The sequence below is a fragment of the Sphingobium sp. B2 genome (assembly GCF_007693735.1).
Classification (GTDB): domain Bacteria; phylum Pseudomonadota; class Alphaproteobacteria; order Sphingomonadales; family Sphingomonadaceae; genus Sphingobium; species Sphingobium xenophagum.
Genome location: NZ_VDBZ01000001.1, coordinates 332,651 through 348,162, shown reverse-complemented (window position 1 = coordinate 348,162; position 15,512 = coordinate 332,651). Strand labels below are relative to the sequence as shown.

At 65.5% G+C, this 15,512-nt stretch carries 11 protein-coding genes and 3 pseudogenes; 3 read left to right on the top strand and 11 right to left on the bottom strand.

Translation table 11 applies throughout. The features are described 5' to 3' along the window. Positions 1 to 19: 19 nt before the first annotated feature. From fliL to FE851_RS01700, 10 genes and pseudogenes are all read right to left on the bottom strand, one after another. Positions 20 to 643: a flagellar basal body-associated protein FliL gene (fliL, locus tag FE851_RS01745; protein ID WP_145199303.1), complete on the bottom strand. Its 624-nt coding sequence runs from the start codon at positions 641 to 643 to the stop codon at positions 20 to 22. Positions 644 to 670: 27 nt separating this feature from the next. Beyond that, a complete protein-coding gene (locus FE851_RS01740; protein ID WP_145199299.1) occupies positions 671 to 2,641 on the bottom strand; it encodes a flagellar hook-length control protein FliK in 1,971 nt (656 codons plus the stop codon). A gap of 1 nt (position 2,642) precedes the next feature. Then, a complete protein-coding gene (locus tag FE851_RS01735; protein WP_107124421.1) occupies positions 2,643 to 3,068 on the bottom strand; it encodes a hypothetical protein in 426 nt (141 codons plus the stop codon). Further along, the gene (locus tag FE851_RS01730) at positions 3,065 to 4,393 is read right to left on the bottom strand and encodes a FliI/YscN family ATPase (RefSeq protein ID WP_019053011.1); all 1,329 of its coding nucleotides are present in this window, start codon (positions 4,391 to 4,393) and stop codon (positions 3,065 to 3,067) included. The genes FE851_RS01735 and FE851_RS01730 overlap by 4 nt, the downstream gene beginning before the upstream one ends. Continuing rightward, a complete protein-coding gene (locus FE851_RS01725) occupies positions 4,390 to 4,980 on the bottom strand; it encodes a FliH/SctL family protein (RefSeq protein ID WP_186378844.1) in 591 nt (196 codons plus the stop codon). The genes FE851_RS01730 and FE851_RS01725 overlap by 4 nt, the downstream gene beginning before the upstream one ends. Positions 4,981 to 5,113: 133 nt before the next feature. Next, a pseudogene (locus tag FE851_RS01720) lies at positions 5,114 to 6,253 on the bottom strand (flagellar motor switch protein FliG). Continuing rightward, positions 6,246 to 7,991: a flagellar basal-body MS-ring/collar protein FliF gene (fliF, locus tag FE851_RS01715; RefSeq protein ID WP_145199296.1), complete on the bottom strand. Its 1,746-nt coding sequence runs from the start codon at positions 7,989 to 7,991 to the stop codon at positions 6,246 to 6,248. Before fliF ends, FE851_RS01720 begins: the two are co-directional and overlap by 8 nt. Positions 7,992 to 7,994: 3 nt before the next feature. After that, positions 7,995 to 8,345 carry a flagellar hook-basal body complex protein FliE gene (fliE, locus tag FE851_RS01710; protein ID WP_145199293.1) on the bottom strand — a complete coding sequence of 117 codons (351 nt, stop codon included), beginning with the start codon at positions 8,343 to 8,345 and terminating at the stop codon, positions 7,995 to 7,997. A gap of 14 nt (positions 8,346 to 8,359) precedes the next feature. Continuing rightward, positions 8,360 to 8,920, bottom strand: a pseudogene (locus FE851_RS01705) (helix-turn-helix domain-containing protein); the annotation flags it as partial. Between the two features lie 111 nt (positions 8,921 to 9,031). Then, a pseudogene (locus FE851_RS01700) lies at positions 9,032 to 9,731 on the bottom strand (sigma 54-interacting transcriptional regulator); the annotation flags it as partial. A 334-nt stretch (positions 9,732 to 10,065) separates the two neighbouring features. On the opposite strand from FE851_RS01700, the gene FE851_RS01695 reads away from it, so the two are divergent. The 3 genes from FE851_RS01695 to mdoH all read left to right on the top strand — a co-directional run bounded on the left by FE851_RS01695 (position 10,066) and on the right by mdoH (position 14,673). After that, the gene (locus tag FE851_RS01695; RefSeq protein WP_017182887.1) at positions 10,066 to 10,884 is read left to right on the top strand and encodes a flagellin; all 819 of its coding nucleotides are present in this window, start codon (positions 10,066 to 10,068) and stop codon (positions 10,882 to 10,884) included. Positions 10,885 to 11,235: 351 nt separating this feature from the next. Further along, positions 11,236 to 12,723 (top strand): glucan biosynthesis protein, encoded by a 1,488-nt coding sequence (locus FE851_RS01690; protein WP_145199290.1) that lies wholly within the window; start codon positions 11,236 to 11,238, stop codon positions 12,721 to 12,723. A 114-nt stretch (positions 12,724 to 12,837) separates the two neighbouring features. After that, a complete protein-coding gene (mdoH, locus tag FE851_RS01685; RefSeq protein ID WP_145199287.1) occupies positions 12,838 to 14,673 on the top strand; it encodes a glucans biosynthesis glucosyltransferase MdoH in 1,836 nt (611 codons plus the stop codon). Between the two features lie 109 nt (positions 14,674 to 14,782). On the opposite strand, the gene FE851_RS01680 is transcribed toward mdoH, so the two are convergent. Continuing rightward, entirely contained in the window at positions 14,783 to 15,511 is a 729-nt protein-coding gene (locus FE851_RS01680; RefSeq protein WP_145199284.1) for a sigma-70 family RNA polymerase sigma factor, read from the bottom strand. Between the last annotated feature and the right edge of the window lies 1 nt (position 15,512).

Sequence of the window (15,512 nt, the reverse complement as noted above, 5' to 3'; positions counted from 1 at the left end):
CCCGACCTTTCAGACAGGCCTATTGAATAACGAAATTGGTAAAATAAACGTTATCAACGCCGCCATAACCCGTTTTTTGCTTCAATATATCGTTGATAATGCCCTTGATCTTCCCCTGGAGCGCCCGCTTGCCTTCGGGGGTGGACAACATCTCCTCCGGCTGCTGCGCAAGCATCATGAGCACCTGGCTGCGGATCGCCATTTCGTGCGTCTTGATCGCGTCGATCACGCGCAGGTCGTAATAGGTCGATACCGCGACCGAAATCTGGGCGAAGGCGTCCGTATCGGACATGTTGGAGGTGAAGGGGGTCTGAAGCTGGAAATAGGTCGCCTGATAGGCGGCCGGGTTGGCAGGCGCGGGCAGGTCTATGCCCTTGCCATGCGCGCCATGGGCCGCAGCTGCGGCTTCACCATGCGGCGCGGCATGGGCCTTGGCGATCTCCTCGGCGCTTTCGCCGGCCAGCACCAGCACGGGCTTGTTGGGATCTTCCTTGGGCCCTTCTTCCTTGGGGCTGAAGAAACCGGCGGCGTAAAGACCACCGGCCGCGCCTGCGCCGCCGACCACCATGGCGACGACGATCAGCAGGATCATTTTCATGCCCCCGCCTTTTTTCTTCCTCTTGGCCTTAGGATCGTCGCTCATCGTTCATATCCCCCAGGATAGCGCTGGTCACGCATAGCGCGCGCGAATGGCTTGGCTGGCGGTATCACCAGTCTGCTCATGGTTAAGAACGGCCGGATCGCCGCCCGCTTTATGGGCGAGTGCGATATTTTCACGTTGTTGCCAGCGGCCCTGCTGCTGCGACTGGCCCATGCCCTGTCCGGCGCCCTGCCAGTTGGCGGACGGGCCGTTGTGCTGGCCCTGTTGCTGTTGCGAGGGTTGCTGCTGCGACGACGGGTCGGATCGCGCCGCATCGCCGACATGCGGCGCGCGTTCGATCTTCACCTCGCTGATGCGCACGGCAGACAGACCCGCGTCCAGGCGCAGCCGGTCGCTGTCCTGTCGCAGGGCGGCTTCGGCGATGTCGCTGGAGACGGTCAGGCTGACCGCTGCGCCGTCAATGCCCTGGCGGATGCTGACGTCGATCGGGCCGAGCTGGTCGCTGCTGATCTGGAACCGGCCCTGCGCGCCATTGGCGGACAGGCCCGCAATGTCGCGCGCCAGCGAATCGATCCACTGGCCCGACACGCCCATGTCGACGACCTGCGCGCCAAGCGTGGCGGAGAGATCAACCGCGGGAAGCGCGGGGGCGACGGTCGGGATCGTCAGCGGCGGCGCGGCGGGCGCGGGGACGGCGGGGTCAATGGCTCCGGGCATCGCGTCCGTTATCGCGGCGACGGGTGCATCAGCGGGTGCCGTATCACCCCCGGCAGCAGGCGATGGTGCGGACTGACGGGCCATATGCTGACGCGCAAGCTGGAGCAGTGACAGGGCTTCTGCCCTGGCCGACAGTGAGCTGGACATATTGGCGGCGTTTATGATGGGTGCTGCGTCCGAAGCGGGTTCGGGAAGCGTCGGCGCAGGATCGGGCGCAAGAATGGGGCTGGGCACGGTCACCGTTCCGGTTGGCGTCGCTGACGCGATGGGGGTAACTGGCTGCTCCGCGATCAAATCAGCAATCGATTGCGGTTGATCGCCGACAGGCTGGATTGTTACGGCTGGCGCGACGGCGGGCTGGACCGTGGCGGGAGAGGAAGCCGACGGCGCGTCAGGGGATTGTTGCGGGGGCGTAGCGGGTAGCGGCGCAGCAGGCGGCGGCAACATCACCATGGTGGACGGTTGCGGCGGGGCGTCGGGCTGTTCCGGACGCTCCGTTTCGATGTCGGATGGCTCCACGTCCGCGTCTGTCACCGGCGTTGCGTCGGACGGCGCGACGGTGGGCGCGGGCGCAGGCGTCAGCGCGCCTTGTTCCGGGATCACATGATGCTCGGCCTTGGGGGCCGGTTTGGCGGGCGTATCCGACACGGGCGTAGCGGGCAGAGGTGCCGCAGGCAGCGGCATCGTCGCCATGGCGGGCGGTTGCGGCGGGGCATCGGGCTGTTCCGGACGCGCCGCGTCGATGTCGGATGGCTCCGCGTCCGCGTCTGTCACCGGCATTGCGTCGGACGGCGCGATGGCGGGCGCGGGCGTTTGCTGAGGGGCGATAACGGCCGCCTCGGTAGGCGCGATGTGCGCCGCGACCAGCAACTGCGCCACCGACTGCATGGGCGCAGCCGGTGCAGGCGGGGCCGTCTGGGGATCGTCGGATTGCTGGGTGATGGGCAGCGGGCCTGGCGCGTGCGGCTTCGGCGCGGCGGCGATCGGCGCGCTGGGGCTGGGCGGCACCGCCGGGGCGGCGGCTGGAAGCGGCAAGGCGTCGCCATCTGTCGGAACCGGCGTGTTTACGGCGGGGGCATCGGGCAGAGGCGCATTGTCGCCAGGGTCGGGCATGCTGGCCTGGGGCATCGCCAAAGGCTGCGCGCCATGGCCTTGCGGATCACTGGCGGCGGCTGGCGATCCGTTTGGCGCGAGCCTGGCGGCGTCGATCATTGCGGCAAAGTCGGCCGTGCCGTCCGGCACCGCTGAGGTATCGGCCTTGCCGGTCGCGCCAACGGGCGTGCTGGCGAAGAGTAGCGCCTTGAGGCTGGCGATCATATTCATGTCAGACTTCCCCGTTTCGCTGCATCCGGCGATAGCTCGGCAGTGCCGCCAGCTTGTTTTCGCGCCATTCCTCCAAGGTCGCGCGGGCGCGGTCCTTGAGGCGGGTGGCGATTTCCTTCTCGCGGTTCGCTGCAAGAGTCATGCCTTCCTTGGCCTCCACCTTGCGCCGGGCGTCATAAAGGGCGCCGTCCAGCTGTCGCCCGGCCTGTTCCAGCCGGGTGGCCAGTTCCTGCATCGCGGCGAAGGACGCGCCGGTCGCCGCTCCTTCGGTCTCGAACAATTCGCCGCGCACCTTGTTGAGGCGCTCGATATTGCGGGCGAGCCCGTCCGCTTCGTCACGCGCGCGGGCGGTTTCCGCGACGGCCATGGCATGCTGGACGTGGCGTACGCGCAGCACGCGCTGGCGGCGGGAAACAAGCCCCTTCATGCGCTAAAGCTCGCGACGAGCGCGTTGGCGCTGGTATCGAGATCGATACGGCTCTTCTGGTCCTGCCGGATGAAGTCGAGAATTTCCTGACGGCGCTGGACCGCTTCGTCGATCACCGGATCATTGCCGGGGCGATAGGCGCCCATCAGGATGAGATCGCGATTTTCCTCATAAGCGGCCCACAGGCGGCGATAATTGGCGGCGGCCATGCGATGGTCGTCAGGCACCACGTCGGCCATGACGCGCGACAGGGACTTGCCAATGTCGATGGCCGGGAAGATCGCCTGTTCGGACAGATGGCGCGACAGGACGAAATGGCCGTCCACAATGGCGCGAGCGGCGTCGACGATCGGATCGTCGGTATCATCGCCATCGGCCAGCACGGTGTAGAGCGCGGTGATCGACCCGCCGGTGCGGGAATCCACCCCTGCCCGTTCGACCAGACGGGGGATGAGCGCGAGCGCGGAGGGCGGATAGCCCTTCATCGCGGGGGGTTCGCCAAGGGCAAGGCCGATTTCGCGCTGGGCGTGGGCGCAGCGGGTCAGGCTGTCGATCAGCAGCAGCACCTTCTTGCCACGGGCGCGGAAATATTCGGCGATGGCAGTGGCGCGCGCAGCGGCGCGCAGGCGCAGCACCGGGGGATGATCGGCAGGAACAGCAACGACGATGCTCTTGTGCATCATGTGCTTCAATTTGGTTTCGAGAAAATCGCTGACTTCGCGGCCCCGTTCGCCGATCAGACCGACAACGACCACATCGGCTTCGGCCCCGGCAATCATCTGGCCCATGAGCACCGATTTGCCGACGCCCGACCCGGCGATGATGGCGATGCGCTGGCCGCGCCCGGCGGTCAGCAGGGCATTGACGGCGCGGACGCCAAGGTCGAACGGTTCAGTGACGCGGCCACGATCCAGAACATTGCCCTTGACCCCGTTCAGCGGCCAGACGCCGCCCGCGATGATCGGCCCCTTGCGGTCGAGCGGCTGGCCCATGGCGTCGACCACGCGACCGATCAGCCCTTCCCCGACCTGCACCATATTGGCCTGGCTATCGGGTTCGACCCGGATGCCGTTTTCCAGCGGCGCGTCGGCGTCGAGCGGCACCAGCAATGTGCGATCGCCGCGAAAGCCGACGACTTCGGCGCGGCAGATCGATCCATCGCTGGCCATGACGCGCGCGCCGGAGCCGATCGGACGGCGAAAGCCGGTGACTTCGAGCATGCCCGCGTCATGGCTGACCAGACGGCCCACGCGGCGGGGCGTGCGATTCTGGACCTGAAGATGATCGAACAGGGTTTCGGCCTGCGCCAGCGCGGCGCGGATCATGACTTGCCCTCCATATCGTCCATCAGCGCGCGCAGGCGGGACAGGCGAACGTCCGGGCCATCCTCCACCCAGCCGTCGGCGGTTTCGAGCCGGACGCAGCCGCGGTGCAATGCCTTGTCGGGAACCAGCGACACGCCGATCGATTCGCCTTCGAGCAGGGCGATGTCGTCGGGATGCAGGTGAAGGGCGCTCTTGCCCTGATTATCCTCGATAAAGGCGGCAACGGTATCGCAGCGCTGCACCAGCCGTTCGATGTCGATCTCCACTTCGCCGACAATCTGTTCGACCAGCCGCACGACCGTGGCCGAGAGCATGGTGGATAACATGCCGCTGGGCGCGGGGCTGAGCATTTCGAGCGCCTGCGTCAGCCGTTCATGCGCCTCAGACGCATCGGCATGGGTCTGGGCGGTGACGCGACAGCCTTCGTCGAAACCCATGGTGAAGGCTTCCAGCCGGGCCTCCTCCAGCGGATCGGCCTCCGGCTCCATTTCGATGACGCCATGGCGCATCATGGCGGTATGCTGACCGGGGACCGAGGTATAGAGGCTGCGAAAGCCGCCGCTTTCGACCTGGCGCACGCCTGCCATAGACACTGGCGCGACATCCTGCACTGCCTCTGCGCCCCAGATTCTGGAGCCGCTTCCGCTGGCGCGGCGCGGCTCCAGAATCCTGGTTGCCGCATGTTCCGAGCCGTCGGCAAAGGGCCGACTTGAAAATGCTTCAGACAAAGTCATTCCCCTTGCCACCCAGCATGATGGTGCCCGCGTCGGCCATGCGGCGCGCGGTGGCGATGATGAGTTTTTGCGCGTCGATCACTTCGGCAAGGCGGATCGGGCCACGTTCCTCGATCTCGTCGGCGATCGATTGCGCCGCGCGGGCCGACATGCAGCCAAAGATCTTGGCCTTGAGCAGGTCGTTGACGCCCTTGAGCGCCACAACCAGCACGGCGCTGTCGACGGTGCGCATCAGCGTGCCGAGATTCTTGTCGTCCATGTCGATAAGGTTATCGAACACGAACATCTCTTCCTCGATGGTCTGGGCGATCATCTTGTCGCGCTTGGCCACCGCCTTCATGATCCGCTGCTCATTGTCCTTGCGGACATTGTTCATGATCGCAGCCGCCTCGATCGTGCCGCCGCGCTGCGATGCCGCGCCCTGCTTCTTGGCCGGGCCGCGCAGCAGCAGCTGTTCCAGATCATCGAGCGCCTCGTTCGACACCGGGCCGAGCGTGGCGATGCGGTAGACAATCTCTTCCTGATATTCGACCGGCAGCAATTGCAGCACGTCGGCGGCAATAGGCGCTTCGAGATGGGCCAGCACGATCGCCATGATCTGCGGATGCTCCGCCTCGATACGCGCGGCGATTTCCTTGGCGTCCATCCATTTGAGCATTTCAAGCTGGGTGGAGCCTGTCTCTTATACACATCTAGATGTGTATAAGAGACAGGCCATGATCTGCGGATGCTCCGCCTCGATACGCGCGGCGATTTCCTTGGCGTCCATCCATTTGAGCATTTCAAGCTGGGTGGAGCGGGTCGGCGGGGTGATGCGCGCGAGGATGGTTTCGGCCCGCTCCTCGCCCAATGCCTTGGTCATCGCGCCGCGAATATGGCGGGTCGCACCATAGCCGATGGTGGTGCGCTTCTTCGCCTTGGTCACGAAATGATCGAGCGCCTCGTTCACCTCTTCAGGATCGACATCGGCGACGTCATACATGGCATAGCCCAGCTGGCGCACTTCTTCAGGCTCCAGGCGCGCCAGGATCTGCGCGGCCTCATCCTCATCGAACAGCATCAGCAGGACGGCGGCGGCGGCGCTGCCCTTGAGCGCCTCTGGCCGACCGGGAACGATCTCAGGCATTTTCCTTCTTCCCCTCCTTCAGGAGGTCGCGGACGACCAGGGCGGCACGGTCGGGGTCCTGCTTCACAAAGTTGCGAATGAGGTCGGCGCGCTGGGCATAGTCATAGGTGGAGGAAATCATATCGAGCGTGATCGGACGGGCCGGATCGGGCGCCTCGACCGCCTGCCGGGTCAGCTCGCCGGAAATTTCGCGGCCGATGCGCTGGCCATTCTGGGCCGTGTCGGCGGCGATCGCTTCCTGTGCCGCGGCGCGGCGCTTGAGCAGCGGGCGGCCGATGCCGAAGATGACGAGCAGCGCGACCAGCAGGGCCGAGACGTTGCGGATGAGGGGCGAGACCCAATCCGCCTCATACCAGAGGGGCTGTTCTTCCGGCGTCTTGAGGAAGCTGCGCGAGGAGAGCGCGACCACGTCGCCACGGGCCTGGTCGAAGCCGATCGCACCCTTTACCAAGGCTTCGAGAGCAGCGATTTCCTGCGGCGTGCGCGCCTTGCCATCGGGTGCATTGTCGAGCGCCACGGCGACCGACAGGCGCTTGACGGTGCCGACCGCATCCTTGGTAACGGACACTTCACGGCCCAGTTCAAAGCTGCGGTTGAAGGTTTCCTCGGTCTTCATCAGCGGATTGGGCGGAGTGCCGGGCGTCTGCGCGGCGGTCTGCCCCTGCTGCACGGCCTGACCATTGGGATTGGTCTGGGTCACGGTCGGGTTGACGGGCGCCTGATTGCTGAGCGCGCCGGGGATGCCCGATGCTTCGCCCGCGCCCTGACCACGCGGGTCGGAGGCCCAGGTGCCCTGTTCGGTGCGCAGCCGGGCTTCGTCCTGCGGATAGGTTTCACGGGTCGCCTGCCGCTCGGCGAAATTGAGTTCGGCATGGACTTCGGTCGAGAAATTATTGGCCCCCAGGATCGGGGTGAGCAGCGCGACGACCGACTGGCGATAGCGGTCCTCGATCCGGCTCTGGATCGCGAGCTGGCGATCGTCGCCGGAGTCGCTGTCATTCTTGCTGAGCAGGCGGCCATTCTGGTCGACCAGTGAAATCTGGTCGGGCGAAAGTTCGGGAATGGACGATGCCACGAGGTGAACGATCGCGCTGACCTGCGCATCGGTGAGCGTGCGGCCATTGGCAAGGCGCAGCATGACCGAGGCGGACGGCTTGGCCCGGTCGCGCAGGAATACGCTGGGCGGTTCGACGGCGAGGTGGACCTTGGCGCTTTCGACGCTGTCGATCGCCTCGATGGTGCGGGCCAGATCCATTTCGCGGGCAGAACGGAGCTTTTCGCCCTCGACCGCGCGGCTGGCGCCCATGGGCAGGCTGTCGATCATGCTGTTGCCGTCGGGCGCGCTCTTGGGCAGGCCCTGCGCGGCGAGCATCATCTTCGCCTTGAAATAATCGCCCTCGCCCACGGTCATCGCGCCGTTATTGTCGAAGTCGTAGGGAATGCCGTTCTGGTCGAGAACCTGCGCCACGGCGGACTTGTCACCGTCGGGCAGGCCGCGGAACAGATCACGCTGCGGCGGTTCGCGCAGCGCCATCCAGGCGAGGCCGGCGACGGCAAGGACGCCGAGCAGGCCAAGCAGCGGCAGGCTCTTGGCTACCGCTGGCTGTTTCATGAAGCCGGTGAGCCGCGCGCGCAGCGCGTCGACCCCCTTGGCCGAGCCGAAGCCGGACGAAGCGGTCGCCGGGAGGGCGGGCCGGGCGGCAGCGCCGCCATCGATGGTGAGTGCGTTCTCGCTCATGATTTAGACCGGCATGCTCATGATGTCCTTGTAAGCGGACAGAAGTTTGTTGCGGACTTGAAGGGTCGCTTCGAAGCTGACCGACGCCTGCTGCTTGGCCAGCATGACGGCGGCGATGTCGGTGGTTTCGCCCCGCTCGAACGCGGCGGCGGCCTCACCGGCCTTGCCTTGCAGGCCATTGACCTGTTGCAGCGCGCTGTTGAGCGCTTCGGTAAAGCCGCCGGGCGCGGTGCCGGGTGTGGCGTTCGCGCCGCCGACCGATCCGGTCGCGGCGACGTCGCGCAGCGCGGCGTTTTTTTGCAGGATGGCGTTGCGGATCGCCATCACATTGTCTGTCGGAGAAATGCCGGTCATGCCCTATCCTCCCTTCAAGCCGCAGCCAGATCGCGCATTTCGGCAAGCCGATAGCGCAGCGTGCGTTCGGAAATGCCGAGCTTGCGCGCGGCGGCGGCGCGGTGGCCGTCGGTTTCGCGCAGCGCGGTGCGGACCGCTTCCAGCTTGCTGTGATGGGCAACGTCGCGCAAGCGGACGGGTTCGGCCGGTTCGGGCGAGACGATATGCAGGCCCTGGGGCCGGGGCGCGCTCGCCAGATGCAGGTCGTGCGCGTCGATCCGATCGCCATCGCGCAGCACCAGGGCGCGCTGAAGGACGTTGCCCAGTTCGCGGGCATTGCCCGGCCAGGCATGGGCGGCCAGCTTGTCGAGCGCAGCGGCGGTCGGCCAGACAAAGCCTTCCTTGGCCATGTCCGAAAAGCGCAGCAGCATGGCGGCGGCAATGGCGGCGATGTCGCCGGGGCGTTCGGCCAGCGGGCGCAGGTCGAGCGGCATGACATTCAAGCGCCAGTAGAGATCCTCGCGGAACCGTCCGGCGGCGCATTCGGCCGCCAGATCGCGGTTGCAGGCGGCGATGACGCGGACATTGACCGGGACGGCGTGGGTCTGTCTCTTATACACATCTAGATGTGTATAAGAGACAGACCCACGCCGTCCCGGTCCTGTCTCTTATACACATCTAGATGTGTATAAGAGACAGGACCGGGACGGCGTGGGTCGCGCCGACGGGCAGGACTTCGCCTTCCTGCAAGGCGCGCAGCAGCTTGGCCTGAAGTGCGATCGGCAGTTCGGCGAGTTCGTCGAGGAACAGCGTGCCGCCGTCCGCCGCCAGGAACAGCCCTTCGGACGCATTGGCCGCGCCGGTGAAGCTGCCCTTGCGATGGCCAAACAGCATCGCTTCCATCATGGTTTCCGGCAGCGCGGCGCAATTGACGGCGATGAAATCGCCCGACGTGCGGCCCGACTGGGCGTGGAGGAAGCGCGCCATGCCTTCCTTCCCGGTGCCGGTGTCGCCCTGAATGAGAACGGTGGCTTCGCTGCGCGCGACACGACCGGCAAGCGTCATGAGGCGCGCGCTGGCGCTGTCGCCCACCGCAGGAACAGCCGCGGGACGGGCCAGTTCGGCGATCAGGGCGAAGGCGAAGCCCATATCTTCCAGCCCGAAGGCGACACGGGCGGGCAGGCCGTTGGCGGCAGCGACCAGCGAAGGCGCGCCGTCGACAAGCGAGATCAATATATCGCGGTGCGTCGCGTGGCCGATTTCGGTCGCCAGCAGCACGCGGCGGCTATCGCGTTCGCGCGGTGCGGCGGCATCGACGACCCGGACAGCGAACAGGGCATTTTCCAGCCAGTGCTGCAACCCTGGAACGAGCGCACAGACGCCTCGGCTCATATCGAGCGATGACATTAGTTGGTCCCCAAATGGCTGGCCAGCTTGTACCCCCGTACGCCCTGGCCTTCTTCGATGGTCCCAATGTGCGCTACCGTGGTTAGCAATTGGTTAATTGCCGGCAGGACTTGCCGCATGGCGGCAATTATTTTCCGCCACGGCAACGGCCCAAACCGACTTAATATATAACGCGCGCGCGTGGAGGGCCGGTAAGCGACGGGCAAAACACGAAAAATGCAGAAAATTCGACAGCGCCCCTAAAAGCCCGCCGCACCCCGCCGTTATCCCCTTTCGAGGCCGCAAGCGCTCTAACGGATGGCAGCGACCTGATTGACACGGAAAGGGAAACACCATGACTGTTATCGGAACCAACACCGCCGCTCTGCGCTCCGCCAACGCTTCCTCGATGGCCAGCAAGGGCCTGAGCACCGCGATGGAACGCCTGTCGACCGGCAAGCGCATCAACAGCGCGAAGGACGACGCCGCTGGCCTGGCGATCGCTTCGACCATGACCTCGCAGATCCGCGGCATGACCCAGGGCATCCGCAACGCCAATGACGGCATCAGCCTGGCCCAGACCGCTGAAGGTTCGCTCGGCGAAGTCACCAACATGCTGCAGCGTATGCGTGAACTGACCGTTCAGGCGCTGAACGGCACCAACGACACCAACGCCAAGGCGAACATCACGTCGGAACTGGACCAGCTGTCCACCCAGATCAGCACCACGATGACCAATTCCAAGTTCAACGGCATCTCGCTGTTCCCGACCACCGCTGCGACGGTTTCGATCCAGGCCGGTGCGACCGCGAACGACACTGTCTCGCTTTCGCTGGGTGGCATCGACCTTTCGCCGGTCGTCGGCGCGGCGGCCGCCACGGTCAGCGCCGGCACCGCCACCACGGCGACCCTGGCGCTTTATGACACGGCCCTGTCGGCCGTATCGACCGCCCAGGCCAAGCTGGGTGCCGCGCAGAACCGCCTGGAATCGACGGTCAACAACCTGACCGCCAACGTCACCAACCTGACCGACGCCCGCAGCCGCATCGAGGACGCCGACTTCTCGGCCGAAACGACCGCTCTCGCCAAGTCGCAGATCCTGAGCCAGGCGTCGACCGCGATGCTGGCACAGGCCAACCAGAGCCAGCAGGGCGTGCTGAAGCTGATCGGCTAAATCAGGCCAACCGAATTGGTCGGCTGAGGTCCTGGTCACCGGACAGCCACGCCAAGTAGCCCCCGGCACATCAACAGTCCCCACCGTGCCGGGGGTCACAACTTCGATCTAACGACCAGCATATGCGAAACCCTCGTCCCCCCGGGCGGGGGTTTCGTCGCGTTCCTGAAAATGCGCGAAAGGGCGCATTTTGTGAGGCCGCACCGGCCCGCTCCCCCACCCGGCCACCCATAGGATACTGACGTTGGATGGCCGGGTGGGGGAGCGGGCCGGTGCGGCGGCATGTCCATCGCATAGGGATATAAGGATACGCCCTTGGCTTTGGCGGTTATGCCTTCCATGATGAAAGCCATGACCCATATCAACCGGCGCGCGATGATCGCCGCCACCAGCGCTGCGCTGATCCTTCCCCACAGGCTGATGGCGCAGGCCGCCAGCGAGCCATTTTCCTGGGACCGGCTGATTGCGCGAGCGCAGCGGCTGGCCCGTGCGCCATTTGCCGAAACACCGCTCTATCCCGGTGCGCAGGCGATCGACTATGACGCGCTGCATCAGGCGCGCTTTGCAGAGGATCGCACCATCTGGGGCGATTTGCCCGGCGATACCGGCGTCCGCCTGTTCCCGCTCAGCCGGACGGCGGCGCAGCCGGTGCAGATCGCGCTGGTCGACAAGGGGCGCGCGACGCCGCTGCGCTATGATCCGGCCATGTTCGATGCGCCGGACAGCAATCCGGTCAAGAAACTGCCCCCCGACGCGGGCTTTGCCGGGTTCCGCATCATGAACGCCGCGCGCGACGGCGACTGGCTGTCCTTTCTGGGGGCCAGCTATTTCCGCGCGCCCAGCCCGCAAAAGCAGTTCGGCCTGTCGGCCCGCGCGATCGCGATCAATACCAGCCTGCAGGGGAAGGAGGAATTTCCGCGCTTCACCCATTTCTGGCTGGAGCGGACGGGCGACAGCAGCGTCACCATCCACGCGCTGCTGGATGGCGCGTCGATCACCGGCGCGTTCCGGTTCGTCAGCAGCCTGGGCAAGGACGGCGTGCGGCAGGATGTGACCGCCGCGCTGTTCCCCCGTCGCGCGATCCCCGAACTGGGGCTGATGCCGATGACCAGCATGTTCTGGTATGATCAGGCCAACCGCCGGCAGGGAACCGACTGGCGACCGGAAATCCATGACAGCGACATGCTGTCGATCGCCAGTGGCGATGGCAGCGTCCATGCCCGGCCGCTCGTCAATCCCGCCATGCCGCAGATCAGCGCCTTTGCCGAGCGCGATCCGAAGGGCTTTGGCCTGCTCCAGCGGGACCGCGATTTTGCCCATTATCAGGATGATGGCGTCTTTTACGACCGTCGCCCCTCGCTTTGGGCGACCCCTGCCCGGCCGCTGGGCGCGGGACAGGTGCGGCTCTACAGCTTTCCGACGGACAGCGAATATACCGATAATGTCGCGGCCTATTGGACGCCCGATGCGGCGCCGGTGCCAGGGCGGCGGATCGACCTGGCCTACCGGCTGGACTGGTCGGCGGCGCAAAATCCGGCCGGAACCGCGCTGGCAAGAGTCGCCAATGTCTGGCGCGGGCGTGGCGACCAGCCCGACGCGCAGCGACTGGTGGTCGATTTTGCCGATGTGCCGGATGGCGTGCGGCCGGATGTGTGGACGGACGTGACCGGGGGCAGGCTGATCAAGGCGGCGGGGTATCCCGTGCTGGGGCAGCCGGGCCTGTACCGCGCGGTCATCGATCTGGCGGCCAATGCGGGCATCCAGTCCGAAGTTCGGCTGCAATTGCGGAGTGCAGGTCGCGTTTTGAGCGAATATGTGCATTATCCAATCACAGGATGAAGGGAACCGCCAGCGTAACGAGCGGTTCTGTCCTTTGGGTCAAAGCTAATCAGGTCTGGAACGCAAGTGACGGGAGGCGTGCTGACGGCGGATGCCGTCACCGGAGAAAAGCCCATGCCAAGGGCATTTGAGCAGGTGCCGGCGGAAACGCCGATCGCTATGCCGGTGCAGGATTTTGCCGGTCGTCCGCCGATGATCGCGCGGCGGCGGTTCAATATCGATCTGTGGGCGCGCCGCCTGCTGGTCGTTCTGCTGGCATTGCTGCCCGCCGCCATGGCCGCGCATGAAATGCGCCGGTCGATCGGGCTGGACGGGATTTCGGCCTGGGAGGGCGTCTATCTGGCGCTGTTCATCCCGCTTTTCGCCTGGATCGCTTTCGGTTTCGCCACCGCGTCAATCGGCTTCCTGCTGCTGACCGTGGGCAAGGGGCGCGCCGTGACGCCGCATGCACTGACATCCGCCACCGCGCTGGCGGGAAAGACCGCGATCCTGCTGCCGGTCTGTAACGAGGATTTTCTGGGCGTGCTGGGTCGCCTGTCGATCATGGAGCGATCACTGGCGCAGGTGATGGGGGGTGAACGGTTCGAATTTTTCATCCTGTCCGATTCCAACCCCGAAAATGGCGAGGTCGAGCGTCGCGCCTATCTGGAATTGCGCGAATCCTTTTCCCGCCCCGTCCATTATCGCCGCCGGGCGCTGAATATCGGGCGCAAGCCGGGCAATATCGCCGAGTGGGTGGAGCGGTTTGGCGGCGGCTATGACTATATGGTCGTGCTGGACGCGGACAGCGTGATGAGCGGTCAGACGATGGCGCGGCTGGCCGCCGACATGGAACGGCATCCGCAGGTCGGGCTGATCCAGACCGTCCCCACCGTCGTCGGCGCCGCGACGCTGTTTGCGCGCTGGCAGCAATTTGCCAGTCGGCTGTTCGGGCCGATTTCAGCGGCGGGCATGATCTGGTGGGCCGGGTCCGAAGGCATGTTCTGGGGCCATAACGCCATCGTGCGGGTCAAGGCGTTCGCGCAGAGCTGCGGCCTGCCGGAACTGCCGGGCCGCGCGCCCTTTGGCGGGCATATCATGAGCCACGACATGATCGAGGCGGCGCTGCTGCGGCGGCGCGGCTGGGACGTGCACATGGTGAACGCGGACGACAGTTTCGAGGAATTTCCGCCCGCCATGCCCGACCTGTTCACGCGCGACCGGCGCTGGTGCCAGGGCAATATCCAGCATGTGCCGCTATTCATGAAGATTGCCGGGCTGCATCCGGTCAGCCGTTTCCAGTTGCTGGTCGGCGCGTCGGCCTATTGCACGTCGCCGCTGTGGCTGGCGCTGATGCTGGTGGTGCTGGGCGGCGCGCTGGCGGGTGTGTGGCCGCCGAGCGCGGTGCTGCCGTCTGGCGGGCTGCTGGCAGTGACGGCGACATTGCTGTTTGGACCCAAGCTGCTGGCGATGATCTGGGCGATGATCGACCCGGCGCGGCGGATCGGCTTTGGCGGCGCGGCGCGGATGACGCGCGGGGTGATGGCCGATATCGTGCTATCCATCCTGATGGCGCCGGTGGCCATGCTCACGCAGACGATCAATCTTTTCGGCATATTGATGGGACGCAAGAGCAGCTGGAACGGGCAGACCCGCGACCGTGACGGCATGGGCGCGCTCGATGCGATCTGGCTGTTCAAATGGCATATTCTGCTGGGGATCGGGCTGACCGCCATGGCCGTGCAGGCCGGTGGGCTGGGCTGGATCAGCCCGGTGGTGGCGGGATTGTTGCTGGCCCCCGTGCTGGCGGCGCTGACCGCGCGCAAGGATCTGGGGCGGAGAGCCGAGCAAGGCGGCCTGTTCGTGGTCGCCGATCCATGGTGGCGCACGCAAAGCTATCGCCCGCTGCGCTTTCGCTGGCCAAATGGCGACGAGCGGCGGATGGGGCCGTTTGCCGCGAATGACGAGTGAGGCAGGCTACGGCCAGAACCGTTCGGGCTAAGCTTGTCGAAGCCTTGTTCTTCTTCGCAAGAAGGACAACCCTTCGACTTCGCTCAGGGCGAACGGAGATTGTGTGTGCTCAGTCCCAGTCGCGCAGTTTTTCGCGCAGGCGGTCGAGCGCGGCTTTCTTGATCTGGCAAACCCGCGCCGCGCCAATGTCGAGCGTGTGGCCGATCTCCTCCAGATTGAGTTCCTCGACAAAATAGAGTTGCAGCACCAGCGCCTCGCGCTCCGGCAATTCGCCGATGCCGCGGGCGATCGCAGCCTTGAGCGATTCGCGTTCCAATATGTCGTCGGCGCGATCCTCCACATCGGCGAACCACATCGACTGGTCGGAATAGACTTCGTCCATGCTTGTGTGCTGGACCATTTCCACGCTGTCGGCGATTTCGCGATAGGCGGCCGGTTCCAGCCCCATGTCGGCGGACATTTCCGCTTCGGTCGGGAGGCGCCCCAGCTTCTGTTCCAGCCGATTGCGCACCTTGGCCAGATCCTTGCGCCTGGCCATGGCGGACCGGCAGATCGTCGCCTGCCGCCGCAAATGGTCGATCATCGCGCCACGCACGCGCAGTTGCGCATAGGCGGCAAAACCCAGCCCGCGATCCTCAAAACCATTGGCGGCTTCGACCAGCGCGACCATGCCGATCTGAAGCAGATCCTCCACCTCGATCGCGGTGGAAACGCGGCCATGGACGTGCCAGGCGATCTTGCGGACCAGCGGCATATATTGGCGCGCCAGCCGTTCCGGGCTGTTGTCCCCCGGCCTGCCATAAGTGTGGGCGCCGGACGTGATCTTGTTCATGTACATC